This window comes from Pseudoalteromonas prydzensis (assembly GCF_011050055.1).
GTDB classification, from domain to species: Bacteria; Pseudomonadota; Gammaproteobacteria; order Enterobacterales; family Alteromonadaceae; genus Pseudoalteromonas; species Pseudoalteromonas prydzensis_A.
Genome location: NZ_DRGM01000110.1, coordinates 1 through 20,491 on the forward strand (window position 1 = coordinate 1; position 20,491 = coordinate 20,491).

Annotated in this window: 12 protein-coding genes and 1 pseudogene; 7 read left to right on the top strand and 6 right to left on the bottom strand. The window is 43.1% G+C overall.

The genetic code is table 11. The features are described 5' to 3' along the window. On the bottom strand, nucleotides 1-5,243 hold a 5,243-nt coding region (locus ENH88_RS10030; protein ID WP_304182125.1), incomplete at its 3' end, for a beta strand repeat-containing protein. A 231-nt stretch (nucleotides 5,244-5,474) separates the two neighbouring features. On the opposite strand from ENH88_RS10030, the gene ENH88_RS10035 reads away from it, so the two are divergent. Genes ENH88_RS10035 through ENH88_RS10050 form a run of 4 tightly spaced genes read left to right on the top strand, consistent with a single transcriptional unit; the run spans nucleotide 5,475 to nucleotide 11,690 of the window. Further along, complete coding sequence (locus ENH88_RS10035) at nucleotides 5,475-7,469, top strand: TolC family outer membrane protein (RefSeq protein ID WP_304182126.1); 1,995 nt, start codon at nucleotides 5,475-5,477, stop codon at nucleotides 7,467-7,469. Nucleotides 7,470-7,509: 40 nt separating this feature from the next. Then, complete coding sequence (locus tag ENH88_RS10040; protein WP_304182127.1) at nucleotides 7,510-9,651, top strand: type I secretion system permease/ATPase; 2,142 nt, start codon at nucleotides 7,510-7,512, stop codon at nucleotides 9,649-9,651. Next, nucleotides 9,648-11,069 (top strand): HlyD family type I secretion periplasmic adaptor subunit, encoded by a 1,422-nt coding sequence (locus tag ENH88_RS10045; protein WP_304182128.1) that lies wholly within the window; start codon nucleotides 9,648-9,650, stop codon nucleotides 11,067-11,069. The genes ENH88_RS10040 and ENH88_RS10045 overlap by 4 nt, the downstream gene beginning before the upstream one ends. A 33-nt stretch (nucleotides 11,070-11,102) precedes the next feature. Continuing rightward, a complete protein-coding gene (locus tag ENH88_RS10050; RefSeq protein ID WP_304182129.1) occupies nucleotides 11,103-11,690 on the top strand; it encodes a response regulator transcription factor in 588 nt (195 codons plus the stop codon). A 115-nt stretch (nucleotides 11,691-11,805) separates the two neighbouring features. Here the strand turns inward: ENH88_RS10050 and ENH88_RS10055 are convergent, their stop codons facing one another. The 3 genes from ENH88_RS10055 to ENH88_RS10065 form a co-directional block, all read right to left on the bottom strand. After that, nucleotides 11,806-13,791 (bottom strand): bifunctional diguanylate cyclase/phosphodiesterase, encoded by a 1,986-nt coding sequence (locus ENH88_RS10055; RefSeq protein WP_304182130.1) that lies wholly within the window; start codon nucleotides 13,789-13,791, stop codon nucleotides 11,806-11,808. Further along, nucleotides 13,791-14,504, bottom strand: coding sequence for a transglutaminase-like cysteine peptidase (locus ENH88_RS10060; protein ID WP_304182131.1), 714 nt, complete (start codon nucleotides 14,502-14,504; stop codon nucleotides 13,791-13,793). The genes ENH88_RS10055 and ENH88_RS10060 overlap by 1 nt, the downstream gene beginning before the upstream one ends. Nucleotides 14,505-14,681: 177 nt before the next feature. Beyond that, a complete protein-coding gene (locus tag ENH88_RS10065) occupies nucleotides 14,682-15,140 on the bottom strand; it encodes an LPP20 family lipoprotein (RefSeq protein WP_304182132.1) in 459 nt (152 codons plus the stop codon). A 161-nt stretch (nucleotides 15,141-15,301) separates the two neighbouring features. Here ENH88_RS10065 and ENH88_RS10070 point away from each other — a divergent pair, with 161 nt between their 5' ends. After that, a complete protein-coding gene (locus ENH88_RS10070; RefSeq protein WP_304182133.1) occupies nucleotides 15,302-16,495 on the top strand; it encodes a flagellar assembly protein FlgT in 1,194 nt (397 codons plus the stop codon). On the opposite strand, the gene ENH88_RS10075 is transcribed toward ENH88_RS10070, so the two are convergent. Next, on the bottom strand, nucleotides 16,479-17,381 hold the full coding sequence (locus ENH88_RS10075; RefSeq protein ID WP_304182134.1) for a LysR substrate-binding domain-containing protein: 903 nt from the start codon (nucleotides 17,379-17,381) through the stop codon (nucleotides 16,479-16,481). The two genes, ENH88_RS10070 and ENH88_RS10075, sit on opposite strands and share 17 nt — an antisense overlap. 114 nt (nucleotides 17,382-17,495) lie before the next feature. Here ENH88_RS10075 and ENH88_RS10080 point away from each other — a divergent pair, with 114 nt between their 5' ends. Together ENH88_RS10080 and ENH88_RS10085 are read left to right on the top strand one after the other, a co-directional pair. Further along, entirely contained in the window at nucleotides 17,496-18,224 is a 729-nt protein-coding gene (locus tag ENH88_RS10080) for a glutathione peroxidase (protein ID WP_304182135.1), read from the top strand. A 115-nt stretch (nucleotides 18,225-18,339) separates the two neighbouring features. Continuing rightward, a complete protein-coding gene (locus ENH88_RS10085) occupies nucleotides 18,340-19,788 on the top strand; it encodes a dihydrolipoyl dehydrogenase (RefSeq protein ID WP_304182136.1) in 1,449 nt (482 codons plus the stop codon). A 370-nt stretch (nucleotides 19,789-20,158) separates the two neighbouring features. Here the strand turns inward: ENH88_RS10085 and ENH88_RS10090 are convergent. Then, a pseudogene (locus tag ENH88_RS10090) lies at nucleotides 20,159-20,461 on the bottom strand (AAA family ATPase); the annotation flags it as partial. Nucleotides 20,462-20,491 lie beyond the last annotated feature (30 nt).

Below are 20,491 nucleotides of genomic sequence, written 5' to 3' on the forward strand. Positions count from 1 at the left end.
CCTTCTGCAAGCGGAGTCGGTACATCCACCGACCAACTGCCATCTGCAAGTACTGTCGCCGTTAAGGTTTGTATATCACCATTGGCATCGGTGACTGTAATGCTCACCAACCCACCTATTTCATCACTGCTGCCAGTGATAGTTGGGGTGCTGTCGTTCGTCGCAGCCAACGGATCAATATCAAAGGTTGGTGCAAGAGTATCGATCACTCCGCCGTTTTCTGTATCAGACGCGGTATTACCGGCGGCATCGGTGACGCTGGCATCAACAACAAAAGCGCCTTCTGCAAGCGAGGTCGGTACATCCACCGACCAAGTGCCATCTGCAAGTACTGTCGCCGTTAAACTTTGTATATCGCCATTGGCATCGGTGACGATAACACTCACTAACCCACCAATTTCATCACTGCTACCGGTAATAGTTGGCGTGCTATCGTTCGTCGCAGCCAACGGATCAATATCAAAGATTGGGGCAAGGGTGTCGATCACCCCGCCGTTTTCTGTATCAGACGCAGTATTGCCTGCGGCATCGATGACACTAGCATCAACAACAAAAGCGCCTTCTGCAAGCGGAGTCGGTACATCCACCGACCAAGTGCCATCAGCCAGCACGGTGGCGGTTAAGGTTTGTACATCGCCATTGGCATCGGTGACCGTAATGCTCACCAGCCCGCCAATTTCATCACTGCTACCGGTGATAGTTGGGGTGCTGTCGTTGCTATCTGCTAACGGATCAATATCAAAGATTGGCGCTTGGGTGTCAATCACCCCGCCGTTTTCTGTATCAGACGCAGTATTGCCTGCAGCATCGGTGACGCTGGCATCAACAATAAACGCACCTTCTGCAAGCGGTGTCGGTACATCCACCGACCAAGTACCATCTGCAAGTACTGTCGCCATTAAGCTTTGTATATCACCATTCGCATCGGTGACTGTAATGCTCACCAGCCCGCCAATTTCATCACTGCTACCGGTGATAGTTGGGGTGGTGTCGTTCGTCGCAGCCAGCGGATCAATATCAAAGATTGGGGCAAGGGTGTCAATCACTCCGCCGTTTTCTGTATCAGACGCAGTATTGCCTGCAGCATCGGTGACGCTGGCATCCACTTGGAATGCGCCTTCTGCAAGCGGAGTCGGTACATCCACCGACCAAGTGCCATCTGCAAGCACGGTGGCGGTTAAGGTTTGTACATCGCCATTGGCATCGGTGACTGTAATACTCACCAGCCCGCCAATTTCATCACTGCTGCCGCTGATGGTAGGCGTGCTGTCGTTGCTATCTGCTAACGGATCAATATCAACCGTCGGTGCAAGAGTATCGATCACTCCGCCGTTTTCTGTATCAAACGCAGTATTGCCTGCAGCATCGGTGACGCTGGCATCCACTTGGAATGCGCCTTCTGCAAGCGGAGTCGGTACATCCACCGACCAACTGCCATCTGCAAGTACAGTTGCCGTCAAGGTTTGTATATCGCCATTGGCATCCGTTACCGTAATACTCACTAGCCCGCCAATTTCATCACTGCTACCGGTGATGGTAGGCGTGCTGTCGTTGCCATCTGCTAACGGATCAATATCAACCGTCGGCGCTTGAGTATCGATCACCCCGCCATTTTCTGTGTCGCTAGCGGTATTGCCGGCGGCATCGGTGACGCTAGCATCAACAACAAAAGCGCCTTCTGCAAGCGGAGTCGGTACATCCACCGACCAAGTACCATCAGCCAACACAGTGGCGGTTAAGCTTTGCACATCGCCATTCGCATCGGTGACGATGACACTCACAATACCACCAATTTCATCACTGCTACCGGTGATGCTTGGGGTGCTGTCGTTGCTATCTGCTAACGGGTTGATATCAACCGTTGGCGCTTGAGTATCAATGATGCCTGTTGCTTGTGCCTCACTTGTTAGACCATCCACTGTGACGCTTGCATCAACAGTGTATTCACCTTCGGCAACTGTATTTTGCGCTTCAACACTCCATATGCCTGCGGTGACAGTTGTAGTAAGCGTTTGGCTATTATTATTGCTATCGGTAATTATAACGGTAATGATTGCGCCGTCGGGAGCATCAGATGTGCCACTGATCATAGGTGTAACATCGTTGCTATCATCAATCGTATCAATACTAATACTTGGCGCATTATCATTTAAAATAAAGCTACTAGAAGCAGTTGCTTGATTGCCGGCAGCATCAGTGATGTTCGCAATAACATCAATAGTGCCGTTCTGCAATACATTAGGCACTTCGACTGACCAACTGCCATCCCCATTTACTATCGCGGTCAAGTTTTGTGAAGTGACACCATCATTAACAACTAAGTTCACTACGCTGCCCGCAGGCTCATTTGTTTGGCCGCTGATGATCGGTGTGGTGTCATTCACCGTGCCTAAGTTATCGATAGTTAAAGTCGGTGCTGTTGCGTCAATAACCCCGCTATCTGACACTGTACTTTGATTACCAAATGTATCTGCCACGCTTGCTGTAACGGTAAAATTGCCATCTGGTAATGCGTTATCAGGACTAATAGACCAACTACCATCAGCGCCTACAACAGCTAATAAGGTTTGCGTATTTCCGCTACTATCAGTTACTAAAACAGTAACTACACTACCTGCATCGGTGTCACTAGTACCACTAATTAATGGTGTGTTATCACTGGTTAATTGATCAAAATCGAGAGTTAAGACAGGGCTTGTATTATTAAAAGTACCTATCTCAGTATCTGTTCCTGTGTTACCTGCAGCATCAGTTACTGATGCTGTAACAGTAAACTCACCTGCCGCAACGGGAGTAGTCACATCAAAGGACCAATTGCCATTGGCATCAGTTGAAGCTGTGTAAGTTTGACTATTGTTTTGCGAATCTGTGACAACAATTGAAACAATACTGCCTAACGACGCACCTTGAGTGCTCCCAGCAATAACTGGCGTACTGTCATTAATATCACCCACAGTATCTATTATTATTGTCGGTGCAGTAATATCAACAATACCTGTAATAGCTGCATTTGCTGTATTACCAAAACTATCCGTAACCACCGCCGTAACACTAAACTCGCCTTCGGCTAAATCCTGTGATGGCGTAACAGTCCAATTACCATTTGCATCGACCGTTGTTACTAATGTTTCGGTTTGCCCATTGATATCCGTAATAACGACTTGTACTTGATCGCCAGCAGCTGCATTTAACGTACTCCCTGTAAGCTCTGGAGTCGTGTCATTTGTTTCACCAACAATATTAATAGTTATTGATAATAAACTAAGATCAATCAACCCTGTTGTGCTGTCTGATGCTTGATTACCAGCCGTATCAACAACCGTTGCAACAACTGAATATTGGCCTTGGGCTAAACTGCTTGGCACTTCAACCGCAAAACTGCCATCAATCAAAGTTTGTGTTGTGAATATTTGTTGCGCACCATTGGCATCAACCACAACAATAGACACCAAGGTGCCACTGGCAACACCTTGAACCTGACCTGAAATAGTTGGCGTATCATCAGCCGAATTCGCTAATGTATCTAAACTGATCAGCGGAGCGGTTACATCAATTAAGCCAACGCTTGTATCGCTCGCCTGATTACCTGCCTCATCGCTAACACTTGCCGTAACAGTGTAATCGCCTTCTGCTAACGCAATACTAGGGTCAACTTGCCAATTACCAGCCGCGTCAGTGACAGCTATTATTGTTTGCTGATCGCCATTACTATCGGTGATCACTAAGGTCACTGTCGTGCCCGCATTCACACCCAGCGTAGTTCCACTAATGGTCGGTGTTGTATCGTTGCTTTCGCCAAGTGTATTAATAGTAATTGTCGGCGCTGTTATATCTACTACACCAACTTCGCTATCACTGGCAGTATTACCAGCACTATCAGCCACGGTTGCGGTTACTGTAAACTCGCCTTCTACAAGCGGATCTGTAACCTCTGCAGACCAACTACCATCCGCCGTCACTGTCGCTGTTAATGTTTGTGTTGCACCATTACTCGCTACAACAGTTATTGATACGAGTGTGCCCGTCGCCACACCATTGGCCGATCCGGTCAATGTCGGAGTCGTATCATTGGTATCAGCAATTGCATCAATCGCAATTACAGGTGCTGTTAAATCTATAACCGCCGTCGCTTCTGCATTGCCTTCATTACCAGCAGCATCAACAGCGTTGGCTTGTACATTATATGGGCCCTCAGCTAATGCTGCCGTTGTAATACTCCAATTACCTTGTTGATCAACCTGCGTTACAAATGTTTGCACTTGACCGGCGCTATCAGTCACAGTAAGCGTCACATCATCGCCTGCATCTAAACCGACAACAGAGCCGGTGATTGTGACCACTGGCGAAGCTGAATCAGTTAACGTAGCAATACTTATAACAGGCGCAGTGGTATCTATATCTGCTGTAATAGTATCTGAAACTGGCTCACCATCTGGACCAATTACTGTTACATCAACAACGATTGGGCCATCCGGTAATGGCTCAATTGCTGGCGAAGTAAACGTGCCATCGGGTTGCACAATCACAGCTATGGTTTGTACATTATCCAATGCATCAGTGATGGTAATTAATACTGTTTCTCCGACTAAGTTAGTCGATGTGCCGGAAATAACTGGTTGTGGATTATTAATTAGGCCAATGTCATTTAACGTTAAACTACCAATTAACGCGGTTTCGGGCACCACCCCATCGGTCGTATCACGAAGAGAAAAAATGTCATCATTGTTAGCTGTAAAGCTATCATCAAAAGATAAACTACTTGGATCAATACCCTCAGCGATACGTGCAAGTTCCACAAAAGAAGTACCGCCACCGGAACCAGTTGCAGCATTACCACCAGCGGCAGTGGCTTCTAATGTATCCAATAAATCACCGCCACTTTCAAGGGCACTCAAAAAATCACTGACATCTTCATTTAAAGGAGAAGATGATGCCTCATCTGCACTATTGGGTTGATTTAAACTGGCAATGGCATCATCGATACTATCATCAAAAATTGTGGTTTCAGAACTATCCCGTGTAGTCTCGGCAACAAGATCGGGGGTAATTTGCACTCGCTGATTAGCAGGAATAGCAAGTGATATACCTTTAACATCAATTAATAATGACGAATTAGCAGCGGTGATTACAATATCGCCAACGGTAATTGTATCTCCCAATGACAACGCCTTAATTGAACCATCTTCTAAAACGATCCCAGCTGAGCCTTGAATGTCTATGATCAGTAATTGATTTGCGTCCATTTTGCTACCTTTAATCAAGAGTTATACCTTTGTATTACTCAAATTTAGGACACCACAGCCAAAAGGATACTGGACTAAAGTACAGGTAGTAACACTACAGATTAATACTAAAAACTTAGAAGACTGGTGAAAATTAATTTTTATGCTAGGAGTAACTTATATTTGCACTAATCAATTTCCTTGTCTAAAACTAAATTTAATTACCCATAAATTTGGATCTAAGAGGACGAAATGGCTAAGAAAACTAACTTTACCGGTACTAGATTAACAACTCTAATTGGTTTGGTTTTAGCTGCAAATGGATTTACCCCCAATCTTTATGCAGAACAAACTTCGATCATGCCTTTAACTTATGTAGCCGACAAAGCAATTGCTAGCAACCCTGAAGTTCAGCAAGCTTGGCATGCTTTTAAAGCATCTGTTTATGGCATTGACGCAGCACAATCTGGGTATTTACCGACCCTCGATGCATCGATCAGTGCAGGCTATGAAAAACGCAACTATGGTATAGAAGATGAATATAACCGCAATACCGCAGAGTTAACATTACGACAAATGCTCTATGACGGTTTCCAAACATCTAATGCTGTTAAACGCTTTGAGCGAATTCAACTTATTCGCTATTTTGAAATGCTCTCCCAAGCAGAGCAAATAGCCCTGCAAGCAAGCGTTGCCTACCTTGATGTACAAAAGTTCACCACCTTAGTTGAGCTGGCACAAAAAAACCTTCAAGAGCATGAATCGGTTTATCAACAAATTGAACAAAGCGTGGGTGCTGGAGTTGCTAGAGCTGCCGACCTTGAACAGATCAGCGGCCGTCTATCACTTGCACAATCAAATGTAATGACTGAATACGCAAACCTCCATGATGTCAGCGCCCGCTACTTACGCATAGTCGGCGAACTTCCTCAGCAAGGTAGCGTGGCAGCAAAATTAAATGAAGACAGTATTCCGATTTCAATTAACCAAGCGCTTGATATTGCATATAAAAACAGCCCTAATTTTTATGCCTCTTTATATAACATTGAAGCGCAGCAAGCTAATGCGCAATCACAGAAATCCGCCTTTCATCCAAAGGTTGATTTATCGGCTCGATATGGCTCCCAAGATCGCGATGAACTTGGCTTTAATGAAACCAGAACTGAAGCCAGAGTTGGCATTGATGTACGATACAACTTATACAATGGTGGTTTAGATAGTGCCAATCTTGATCAAGCATACCAAGAAGTTAATATTGCAAAATTCCAACGCGATCAATCTTGTATTGAAATCCGCCAGAACCTGCAAGTTGCTTATAACAATGTAAAAGTACTTGAAAGTAAACTACCTTCGTTAGATCAACACCGCCGTTCATCTGACAAAGTGAAAATAGCCTACAAAGATCAATTTGATATTGGCCAACGTACGTTATTAGACGTACTCGATGCCGAAAACGAATCGTTTCAATCTAACCGCTCATACACTGCAGCACTTTACGATCGTCAAGGTGCAATACTCACTATGCTCGCGGAAATGGGCAAACTACTGCCGACCTTAAATGTTAGCTCTGACAAATTTCCGAAAATTACAGAACTAACTGATGATCCAATCGCCCACAATGCCGAGTTTATTTGTCCTAAATACGACGTGGCAGCCACGATCAATCGCCAGGAGTTCTTGCAAAAAAAGGCCCAACGAGATAGCGCCTACATGACAGTCACAGCAATGCCAAGCTATCTCAATGCACCCGCGCTAAGTACATTTAACGATGATGATAATGACGGTGTTGCTAACGAACAGGATGACTGCCCATCAACGCCTACTTTCACCGAAGTAGATGATAAAGGCTGTACAAAATACAACAGCAATACCAGTAATGTAGAAATCGGTATTCCGTTTGCGGCTGACTCCAGTGTAGTGCGCCCTGAGTATTTGCAAGAAATCGCTCGTCTTGCTGACTTTTTGCAATCTCACCCATCTAAAAATGTGGAAATACAGGGGCATGCGTCACTAGAAGGGCCCGCTCTTTACAACAAAAAACTCTCGGAAAAACGCGCATTCTCAGTCGCCGAAATATTAATTCAACAATACGGTGTGTTACCTAGACGGGTTAAATCACTTGGCTACGGAGTTGATAAGCCAAGGATCAATGAAATATCTGTGCGCGCGAATGCCGCCAATAGACGTATTGAGGCTGTAATAACAGACACAAATACGGGCAATAGTATTGTTGCATCAGGTTACTAACGTTTAGCAGTAAAACTTAATATGTAACATTGGAAGTTATATGGAAATAGATGATGTAATCAGTCATGGTGGAGTATTAGTAGATTGCCTAGCAATATTATGCCACTACCATGACCGAGAATTTTCCCGTGAAACCTTGCTTAACGGGCTGCCTCTTGAGCAAGGTAACCTTACCCCTTCTGGTTTTTCAAGGGCAGCAAAGCGTATTGGCTTTAAAACTAAAGTTGTCAATAAGCAATTATTGAAAATCAATACCGCCTTATTACCCGCAATTTTATTGCTTGAGAATAATCAAGCCTGTGTAATAACTGCACTGGACCCACTCACGCAAACAGTTGAGGTTATTTACCCTGAACTTAGTGACTCGGCAGTGACCTTGAATGTTGTAGATCTAAGTCAAAACCCGACTGACATTATTATTTATACACGCCCAGAGTTCACCTTTGATGCACGCTCGCCAGTACTGCAAAAGTTATCTAAAGATGGTTGGTTTTGGGGAGTTATTAAAGAGTGTCGCCCCTTATATAAAGACGTAATAATTTCAGCCATTGCACTGGGCGTACTGTCAATTGCGATGCCCTTGTTTGTAATGAACGTGTATGACCGAGTAGTTCCAAATCAAGCCGTAGAAACCTTATGGGTATTAGCCATTGGCGTATTAATAGCGCTGACTGCTGACTTTGCTCTGAGATTAGTGCGCAGCTATTTTGTCGAGCTGGCTGCCAGTCGCATCGATGTAAAAGTTTCTGCGGTGATAATGGAGCGAGTACTCGGTATGCAATTAAAAAACCGCCCAGCAGCAGCAGGATCATTCGCCAGTAATATTCAATCATTTGAAGCGGTACGCAGTTTTTTCAGCTCTATAACGCTTATCGCCTTGGTCGATTTACCTTTTGTACTTTTATACCTCACAGTGATTGCAATCATAGGTGTACAGCTTACTATCCCTATTATTGTCGGAGCACTGCTGCTGCTCTGCTATGCCTTAGCCGCCCACCGTAAATTAGAAGCACTATCAGAACAAACAATGAAAGCCAGCTCGATGCGCAATGCCATTTTGGTCGAAAGCCTGACCAATATCGAAGATGTAAAAAGCTTTCACAGTGAATGTAAAACTCAAGCAACATGGGAAAAATCAACAATTTATATTGCCCGCGTTAATGCACAAAGCCGGCTCATTTCTGGCTCCATTGCCAATTCAGCGACGTGGCTGCAACAGTGTGTTGGCGTGATTATAATGATGATTGGCGTACACTTAGTGATCGCTGGTGATTTAACCCAAGGTGGCTTGATCGCCGCCTATTTATTGTCTTCACGTACCATGGGGCCAATCGGCCAATCCGCTGCGGTACTGGCACAATTTCACCATGCCGCCATTGCAATGCACTCGCTTAATGAAATCATGGCAAAAGAAGTTGAGCGCCCAGCAGGTAAACATTGGTTAAGTCACCCCGTATTACGTGGCGATATAGAATTTCACAACGTGCATTTTAAATACTCCGATGAAAGTAACGAAGCATTATCTGGGGTCTCTTTCAAAATTCAAGCCGGTGAAAAAGTCGCTATTTTAGGGCGTAATGGCTCAGGAAAAAGTACCTTAGAGAAACTAATTTTAGGATTACATGAGCCAAGTTCAGGATCAATTTTAATTGATAACACAGATATTCATCAAATAGACCCAGCAGAATTACGCCATAATATTGGTTATGTCCCGCAAACTATCTCGCTCTTTTTTGGCACCCTTAAAGACAACATCACCTTAAGTGCATGGCACGCCAAAGATGAGCAAATTATTAGTGCTTGTGAACGCAGCCAATTATTCGAGCTTATAAATTCTCACCCCGATGGCTTTGATCTGCAAGTTGGCGAACAAGGCCGATTACTCTCTGGTGGCCAACGTCAAGCGGTTGGCATAGCGCGAGCCTTGATCAATGACCCGCCGATACTGGTTCTTGATGAACCAACCTCGGCATTGGATCATAATAGCGAAGCTAAAATTATCGCCAATTTAAAACAACACAGCCAAGATAAAACCTTGCTGGTGATAACTCACCGAACATCCTTGCTGGAGCTAGTTGATCGCATTATTGTACTTGATAATGGCAAAATCATTGCCGATGGCCCAAAAGCGCGCGTCATCGCATCTTTGCATAACCAAACGGTGGCGGAGCGTGCCTCATGAGTAAAAATAAACTCACTTTAGAGCAACGCTCATTTGAATCAGTAGGTCGCGCCATAGAGGTGAGCAAAGAGCAACAACCATCACTGTTTAATAACTTATTTAAAGGCTGGCTCAGCCCACCTAATAGCCAAGATTGGGTGGTCGATGCACAATGGGAAAAAATGCAACAGCAGCCAGCCAGTGCACGGTTCCTACTGTATTTAATTTGTCTCAGTATGGGGTTGTTATTCATCTGGTCTGCGTTTGCCAACTTGGATGAAGTCGCTCGTGGTGAAGGACGCGTGATCCCGTCAAATAAACTGCAGCTTATTCAATCTTACGACGGCGGCATGGTCGAACAAATTAATGTCCGTGAAGGACAAGTGGTTAACACGGGTGATGTACTGATAAAAATTGATCCTACTCGGTATATTTCTAGCTTTCGAGAAAACCAATCGAAAGTGCTGTCACTCAGTGCCAAAGTAGCGCGTCTTGAAGCGCTAACTAAAAAACAACCACTAATTTTTGAAACTAAACTCACCACTAATGCGCCGGGAGTCGTCATGCACGAACAAGCGCTTTACAGCAGTAATAACCAAGAGCTTGAGCAACAAGTTGCCATTCATAAGCGCCAATTAGAGCAGCGCCGCCAAGATCATATTGAAGCTCAAGCAGCCCTGCAACAACATACCGATGCATTACGGCTAATAAATCGCGAGCTACACGTTACTCGCCCGCTACTGCGCTCTGGCGCGGTATCTGATATCGACATCATTCGTTTAGAGCGCCAAGCTGTTGACTTAAATGGTGAAATAAACCGTTCTAGGGCTGTGATTAACCGTAGTCTCGCTGCCATCAATGAAGCAAAAAACAAAGTGACCGAAGTTGAATTATCGATGATCAATCGCTGGAATAACGAACTGTCAGAAGCACGACTGCGCTTAGATGCTATCAAAGAAACCGAATCCGGTTTAGCCGATAAAGTCACCCAAACTGAGATCCGTTCTCCTGTTAATGGCACAGTACAACGCCTTATGGTCAATACTGTGGGGGGAATTTTACAGCCAGGTAGTGATGTATTAGAGATTATACCGCTGGATGACCAACTAATAGTCGAGGCCAAAATACCACCCAAAGATATTGCCTTTTTACGGCCAGGGCAAGCCGCGATGATCAAATTTAGTGCCTACGATTTTGCTATTTACGGCGGTTTAAGCGCTGAGGTTATCCAAATTAGCGCCGATACCATTACTGATGAGCGCGATAACACTTTTTATTTAGTGCAGCTTAAAACCAACAAAAATCAATTTGCCGATAACCTGACAATTATTCCCGGTATGACTACCCAGGTTGATATTATCACCGGCAAAAAAACCGTGTTGGAGTACTTACTTAAACCTGTATTACGAGCAACATCATTAGCAATGACAGAGCGTTAATTAACATTATTCGCACGTTTATATGGAACAATAATGCGCCAAAGTGTATTTATCACCGAAGCTGAACTTATTTCACCGCATTGGCAAGCAGCCTACCCTGAATGTGAAATTAGTAATAAACAGCCTAACAACATTACCGCCGACACCATTTTATGGATCTTAGCGGGCAGTCCTGATTGGCTGAATATAGTGCAAAAACACAGTAAAAGCCGCATTCCAGTGATTGTTATGACCAAAGAGCTGAATATGGCCGAGCTTTGCGCTGCACTGCAAATGGGTGCTCGCGGTTATGTTGAAGCATTTGCAAATCAGGTGATTATAGAGCAAGTTGCAGAAACAGTAATACGTGGCGGCATCTGGCTGCCGGGGCAGTTGTTATCGAACTTAGTGGGTGTATTATCAAAACAACCTATTACCTACCAACACCCTTGTGATCTAACGCTATTAACCAAGCGCGAGCGCCAAGTGGTTGATATCGTGGTCACCGGTGCCAGTAATAAGGTTGTGGCAAAACAATTAAGTATTACCGAACGCACAGTTAAAGAACATATGAGCTCAATATTTAATAAGCTCAAAGTCCGTGATCGCATGCAACTAATGCTAGCAGTGAAAGGCAGTTAAACATTAAGTCACCTGACGCGATGTAAAATCGCTACCAGATAAATTATAGCTCCACGCCCGTAGGCTCGGGTTTATCCCACACAGTTTCCCCCCGTAAAAAACACCGAACTGTATGTTATTCAATTACTTGTTCCTGTTTTTCGTCATCAACTGGTTGCGATACAAAACCATCAAATCCTAACGCTTGTAGAGTAGTCTGATCTTCAGGGTTTTTTACTCCCTCGGCAATCACTGTGATCCCTATTGAATGAGCAAGCGAGCAGATCCCCCTTAAAAAGGTCTGATTGTCTTGGCTATAACTAATGTTGTGTCCATAGACGCTATCTACTTTAATCATTTCAAGGCCTAGCTCATGAATTTTATCTATTTTGGTAAAAGCAGAGCCAACCCTTTTCAACGCTACTTTCGCGCCCATACTCTTTACTTGAATACAAAAACCTTTAAATAGCGCAAACTCTGAAACCGCGATACTTTCACGCACATCAAAACAAATATGCTTAGCTAATTTTGGAAAGGCCAATAAATAGGTAAGGATCGCAGCCACGGCGCTATCATCAAGTAATGTTTCCCGTGATAACTCTACCGAGATAAGATTTAAATCGTCACGCTGCTCAAACACTTGGACTAAATACTTGATCAGCCCCCAATCTAAGCGAGCAAGTAATTTCAGCCGCTGCGCCCATTGATAATAGTAGCCACTGCGATACAGCTCTCCATTGAGTAATAAGCTTAAACTGAGTTGATTTTGCAACAGCTTACCAGAAAAGGAGGTAACAGGATAAAGCAGAACATCAAGCGCATTGGTATCTAAAGCATGCTCTATCGCTTCGCGCCAACTTTCAGCATCGCTAAATAACTCGTTGCGCTGTTTATTGTTATTCACTTGAGCTTGCATTTGCGGTTGTGTGAGCGCCACTTTTAATAAGTTATCAACCCGCTTTAATAGTGTAAAGCGACTATCTTCACGCTCTATATAACTACAGGCATGCGGAATAGCTAAGTTAATTTGACTATAATCAGCTAATAACGTTTGATGTAGCTTGAATACTTGCGCACTTAAACTTTCAAGGTCATCAGTGTCGCTCACTAACACAGCAAAATCGGCATGTGATAAACGAGCAATATGATTCTCTGAGAAACGGTCTTCGTTAGTTTCTAAAAAAGCCACTAACGTTTGCGTAAATCGACGTAAAAAATCCACCATCTCAACGCGGTTAACTTGTTCACTTATTTGATCAAGATTGACAATTCGAAATAAAAACAATCCGCCGTGTGCTTGCTCTCGTGATTGCTGTAAATGAGATTCTAAGGTGGCGATAAAGTATTCTCGATTCGCCAATCCAGTCAACGCATCATGCTGACTTTTAAAACGAAACTCCTCTAAGCGCCGTTTATCTTCTTTAATTATGCGACTAAAGCGCGTTGATAATAAATTCATCGACGTTACTAAACGGGCAAACTCGTAAGTCTTGGGCACGTTAGATTTAATAAAACGTTTATCGCCAAGCGCATTAGCTTGCTGTACAACATCATCGAGAGGACGCAATATTTTCCTTAAAATATAAGCGCTTGCGATACATGCAAATATAGCTACCACAAAGAAACTAAAAAACAAGCGAACGGTGCTTGCCCATAATGCTTGCTCTGTATATTGAGTGTGACTTTCTACATATAAAGTACCAAATTGTTGCCAACCATCGCTCACTTGCGCAACCCCAGGCATCACTTGCAACTGATAAAAATGATGAAACCACACTGGTGCCGTGGTATCAAATTCGCCACTAAAAACTCTTTTTATGATCGCCTCACCCTGCGGATTTTGTAATTCAATACGTTGATAATGGCCTGTATCAAAAGTAGCTGAAATCAGTATTTCGAGTTCAACAGGATCTTTATGTAGCTGACTAAGCATTAAAGCTAAGCCATTGGCATTGTCGATATTTTTTAAATACAACTGAGAAGTAAAATAGTGTTTGGCTGAATACGTACTAATAAGCACACTACTGACAAAACCAATAATGATCACCGCTAAAATTGCCAACCATAGCTCTTGCCGCAAAGTGATACTTTTGTTACGTTTAAACAAGGAAATAAAGCTCATCACCACATAACTCCTTCTAACTTCGTCTGCTCAATGATATTACGCCAGCGAGATAACCGTGCTGTAGGGTTTGCCACACTCTGCGTTGAATTATTCGCCCAAAGACCTTGGCTATTAAAACTGAAAACAGGACTGAGATCAGTGCGTTTAGCTGCGGGCAGTACTTTGGTAATTAAACTATCTAAAATTAGCGGCTGTGCATTGGGGGTAACAAAATACCCCAGTACCATATGCGCTTGTGTTTGTGTTGAATTTGGACCGCCAATTTGCGCTTTAACATAGATCAGTCGTAATTTACTGTCAGCTATCCCTAATGCGCGCAAGCTAATATATTTAGCAATGGCGTAATCTTCGCAGTCACCTAAGCCTTTACCTAAGGTTTCGAGAGGCGTTGCCCAGTAGTCATTTTGTTGCCAAAGTTGTATATCAGTGCGATAGCGTAGATTGCGAGCAAAAAAGTCGTTTACGATTAAAATTTTTTGTTGTTCGGTTTTATTTTGTGACTGGACTAACATCGTTTGCCAATTGCGAGCAACCACCACACGTGTAGGCCCAAACTGTTGGTTCATTTTTTCTAAAAAGGTATTAAATTGGATGGGTAAGCGATCAGCACACACGAGCGTGGTTGCGAATATTAAAAACAGCAAAAAATGCAGTAACGGGCGATTACGCCATTTACTCAAAGATACACAACCAGAGCGAAAAGCGCTCACAGAGGCAGCCTTGAGTAGATCACTAAAAAACGCGTTAAACTTTTTCTTGTCACAAGCTTTATTCAATAAAAAACAGTAAATAAAGCATAGCACTGAAGCGTTAACAGTGAGATATTTTAGTCATTTTTTTGTTGCTGATTGGAGCTCAATAACAACCAATGTATTCGTTACTAGGCTCTAATAATAGGTCACTTTTTTTACTTCACGTGGTTTTATTTCGCCTATGTATAAATCATGCACACGTTTCATATCAAGCTGTAACTCTGTGGCGTAGGTATCACCTACCGCGTAGCTTTTAATCACTTGCGCGCCTTTGATAATCCCTTGTACTTGGCTTTGTAATCGATCGTTTTGCGCAATACTGCCTTGCACTGTAGTTCCTGCGGTAATCTTTTGCCCATAGACTTGCTCTGCAAGTTCTCGGTACGCTTCAAGTTTTGATGCTTTTATTGCCATTAACGAGCGTTGTGATTGATTATCACCCGGCTGTGCGCTAATTGGCGCATAACCTACAGCTTTTAAAATTGGGTAGTTATCCGGCTCTATATACTTATACTCAACATGTTTATCAAAAATACTGCTACAGCCAGCTAAACCTAAACTTACTAGTATACAAATTGAAATCACAATACGCATGGCTTCTCTCACGCTTTAAACGGGTCATTAATTTTTAAGTTAATGCACAATCAATGCCATAATTAACTCGTTTGCTAGTTTTAAACGCCGCACTAAAACAATTGGTACAGTCCTTGCTTTATCACTGCTAATAGCAAATGTATGGTCATGGGGTTTGGGTAATGAAGCACATTTTATCAACAGTAGTAATCGCCACAAGTTGGCTGGGCATGAGTCTTTTTTCTCCCAATACAATTGCGCAATGGTATGAATCGACTGGCCACGCCAGTATTAAAAATGATGACATTAGTGGCGCTAAATCTGCGGCCATCAAAGATGCCATCACCCAAGCGTTAGTGTTTTCGGGCGCACGCGTAAGCTCCATGCAAACCTTAGTCGATGGGGTGTTAACCCAAGATCAATTAAAAATAAACAGCCATGGTGAAATTCAAAAAATAGAGATGATCAGTGAAGATCGAACAGCCAACCAATTTGCTATCACTTTACGCTTAGATATCTTCCCACAACAAGAGCACTGCCCTGCAAATCAATTTACTAAATTTGTTGCAATCACCCAAACACAATTAAATAATCGCGAGCAAGCTCGCATGGGTCAAATTTTTGACATTGATAAAGCCACTAGCGAAGCGCTGTATAAAACATTAAGTCAATCGGCGATGAACGCTAAACCAACCGCCTATTTTAATTTTCCGATCCGGGTGAGCGAATTTTTTAATCAGCAGTACGACTATAGCAATGCCCTATTGGAAGAGATATCGAATCGTAGTAATTCTCAATATGTGCTACTAAGCCAAATTGTTGATATTTCTAACAGCGATAAACTCAATAACAGCTATGCATTTTGGCAAGACGAAACCTATCAACGTTCGTACAAGGTCGATTTCGCTTTATTTGATGGCACCACGTATGAACGACTATGGCAAAAAAGTTATCGCAGCCAAGCGATTTGGCCATTTGAAAAAACAGCCATTATCGATGTATACAGTGAAAAATTTTGGAGTTCAGATTACGGCCAAAATATAGCCGACATCAACCAAACCGTTAGTTACGACTTACAAGCCGCAATGGCTTGCCTTGAAAGCCAAGGGAAAATTTTACATATTGAAAACAATAAGCTAATTATTAATTTAGGCAAAGCGCATGGTATAGAAAAAGGCCAACGTTTAAATATTGCACATCATAACTATTTAACGGATGCGGCGGGAAATAAACTGCCACATCTGATCACCACGCTCAACCAAATACAAGTCGAGCAGGTATATCAACAAAGTGCGGTTGCCGTTAGTATTGACCAACAACCTCTGCCTAATATTCAAATCAATGATGTAGTAGAGCTGACTAATTTAGAGCCTTAGTTAATTGCTGGCGTAAACTTGGATGCTCAGCAAGCCAATGAGCTAGCACCTCAATACCCGCTAAATGCGGGTAATGTTTACGACACGCAAGCACCACATTGCGCTGCTGAGTAGGAAAAATTGGTAAATAGCTAATTCCTGCTCGTGCAATACAGGCAAGCTTAGGCACAAAGGTTACTCCATCGTCCATCGCCACCAATGCTAATAAGGTTTCGAGGCTGTTACCTTGATACTGATTTGATACATCCACTCCTGCGGCAAAACAAAATTGCTGGGCTTGGTCTTTAAAACAATGACCATCGCTGAGCATCAATAAACTGCATTCTTGTAACTCCTCAAGCGCTATTTTGCTGCGTTTTGCAAGGCTATTTTGGTTTGACATTGCCACCAAAAAATCTTCTTTGTATAAATTAACTGTATGATAAAGCTTAAGTTCAGGCACATCTGCTAAGATAGCAATATCTAACTCACCGTTATCCAACGCGGTTAATATAGTCGCGGTTTGCATCTCAACAAAAGCAAATTGGCTATCAGCAAACGCTTCTTTCATCGAGGTGAGTAAGGTGGGTAATAAATACGGTGCAATCGTTGGAATAATGCCTATTGTTACTTTACCCTGAAGTGGCGCACTCGATGTTGCCGCTAGCTCTTTTAATATTTGGGTTTGCTCTAAAATCACTTTTATTTGTGTCAACAAACGTTCGCCTTGAGCCGTTAAAGTAACTTGCTTAGTAGAACGGTCAAATAATGTCACTCCTAACTCTTGTTCTAATTTTTTTACTTGGCCACTGAGAGTCGGTTGACTGACAAAACATGCATCGGCGGCTTTACGAAAATGCTTAAAGTGCGCAATCGCTTTTACGTATTCAAGATCTTTTAAATTCATTGCAAACTCACAATTAATCGGTAATACCTATCATACTAATATAAACAAACGATTGGAGCTATTGTAACTTTCACGACATAATGGCTATCAACAAATCAAGAGGAACTAAAAAACATGTTAAACAATATTGAAGGTCAAACAATTCCACAGGTTACATTTGCAACGCGTCAAAACGACGAATGGAAATCAATCACTACCGATGACATTTTTAAAGGTAAAACTGTGGTGGTGTTTTCACTACCAGGCGCATTTACACCAACCTGTTCATCAACACACTTACCGCGCTACAACGAGTTAGCGGGCGTACTGAAACAAAATGGCGTTGATGACATTGTTTGTGTATCAGTAAACGATACCTTTGTTATGAATGCGTGGGCTGAGCATCAAGAAGCACAAAACATTACCTTGTTACCAGATGGTAACGGCGAATTCACTGACGGCATGGGCATGTTAGTTGATAAAAACGATTTAGGTTTTGGTAAACGCAGCTGGAGATACTCTATGCTGGTTAAGGATGGCGTAGTAGAAAAAATGTTCATCGAACCGGATTTACCAGGCGACCCGTTTGAAGTATCAGATGCAGACACTATGCTTGATTACATCAACCCTAAACAAGTTAAACCAGAAGCGGTCAGCTTATTTACCAAACCAGGCTGCCCTTTCTGTAAAAAAGCCAAAGCGTTATTAGAAGAAAAAGGCCTAGTGTACGAAGAGATCACTATGGGTGCTGGCGCATCACTGACTAGCCTAAAAGCAATTTCAGGCCGTGAAACCGTACCACAAGTATTTATTGGCGGTAAGCACATTGGTGGCTCTGACGATTTAGAAAAATACTTTGCTTAATATTTAAACCCCATGCAATTAAATACAGGGGCTTTTTAGCCCCTTTTTTATACCCATTTTATTAACTTATTTAAAAACCAATTGATTAATAAAATTGGTATTCTGGAGCAACACTATGAAAGAACTGCAAACAGACGTTGTTGTAATAGGTGCTGGCACCGCAGGTTTAAGCGCTTATCGCAATGCAAAACAACACACTAATAATGTACTAATGATTGAAGCAGGCCCATATGGTACAACCTGTGCGCGTGTCGGTTGTATGCCAAGTAAATTACTCATAGCCGCCGCAGAAGCAGCCCATGCAATTGCAGCCGCCCCAGCATTTGGTGTGCACAGCTCCAAACCACGCATTGATGGTAAACAAGTGATGGCACGCGTGCGCAGCGAACGCGACCGCTTTACAGGTTTTGTAGTAGAGGCCATAGATGAATTACCCGCTGATGATAAAATCAATGGTTACGCAAAATTTTTAGATGCCAACCGCATACAAATTGACGATCACACCATTATTACCGCTAAGCGCTTTGTAATTGCCACTGGCTCTCGCCCTGCCTACCCTGGCGTATTTAATAACTTTGGCGACAGGCTGATCATTAATGATGACGTTTTCAATTGGCAAGACTTGCCTGAGTCAGTCGCTGTATTCGGCCCTGGTGTAATTGGCCTGGAAATTGGCCAAGCACTGCATCGCTTAGGCGTTAAGGTAAAACTATTTGGTGTCGGTGGCGCCATTGGCCCTATTACCGACCCTGTGGTCAAAGACTACGCAAATACCGTATTTGCTGAAGAATTTTATGTTGATACCGATTCAAATGTCTCTGACATGCAACAAGTAGGCGATAAAGCCCAGCTTAGCTATGTAGACAAAAACGGCAACAAACAAAGCGAACAATTTGATTACGTACTTGCCGCCACCGGACGGGTGCCAAACACCGACAAGCTCGGCCTTGAAAACACTGGCATTGAGCTTGATGAACGCGGCGTGCCAATCGCTGATAAACACACTATGCAATGTGGCGATTCAAACATATTTATAGCAGGTGACGCCAGTAATATGATGCCACTGCTGCACGAAGCAAGCGATCAAGGCACCATTGCAGGGCAAAACGCAGGGCGTTTTCCGGATGTGCGTAATGGCCTGCGCCGCGCTGCGATTGCCGCGGTGTTTAGCGATCCGCAAATTGCCATGGTGGGTGAAACATACAAGCAAATAACCGCCCGCTTTGGTGAGTGTGGTTGTTTTGAAATTGGTGAAGTCAGCTTTGAAAACCAAGGCCGCAGCCGCGTAATGCTGAAAAACAAAGGCCATATGCGTTTATACGCAGAGCAAGGCACAGGGTTATTTTTAGGTGCTGAGTTTATTGGCCCACAAGCCGAGCATATCGCCCACCTACTGGCATGGGCGGTACAAAACAAAATGACCGTACCACAAATGCTCGACATGCCTTTTTATCACCCGGTGATAGAAGAAGGCCTGCGCACCGCACTGCGCGATTTAAACGCCAAGCTTAAATTTGGCCCAGACATCATTAATCAATGTATGGAATGTGGCCCTGGGAATTAGAAGCTAGGTTGCTAGGTTGCTAGGTTGCTAGGATTAAAATATAACCAAGAATCAAGGAGGCCTAGGTCTCCTTGATTATTATTGGTTAACCCTATCACCATGACTTGGTTGGCAGCGTTGAGGTTACAATAAAACCAAATCGTCGTCGGCAATAAAAAAGTAGTGCTTAATTGGCACAGAAAAACCACACTTTTACGCGCATAAAAGTGTGATTTTACGCATTTATTCGCGCGTAAAAGTGTAAAAACTTGCTTTTATTCGCGTAATAAAGTGTAATTGGTAGTGTGATTAGTAATGTGAGAACCTGCCATGCAACGATTAATTTTAGAAAAGTTATTAAATTGGAAATCTAAACCAGCACGAAAACCATTATTAATTGATGGCACTCGCCTATTTCATCAAGGATCAGTAGATCTGTATTAGGGTCAAACGTTTTTCCTGTAAGTAGCTCAATATTAGATAGTACGTCATCGGGTGATAACGAGTCCTCGAACGCTTCGCTCATTTGTGGGGATTCTAAAAAATCGATTCGAATCACGTTTGCAAAAGTACTGCCTAACAGAGTTTGTAATAAATAAGTTTTACCAGTTTGGCGAGCGCCATCAATTAATAATGGTTTTCGTGCTGGTTTAGATTTCCAATTTAATAACTTTTCTAAAATTAATCGTTGCATGGCAGGTTCTCACATTACTAATCACACTAC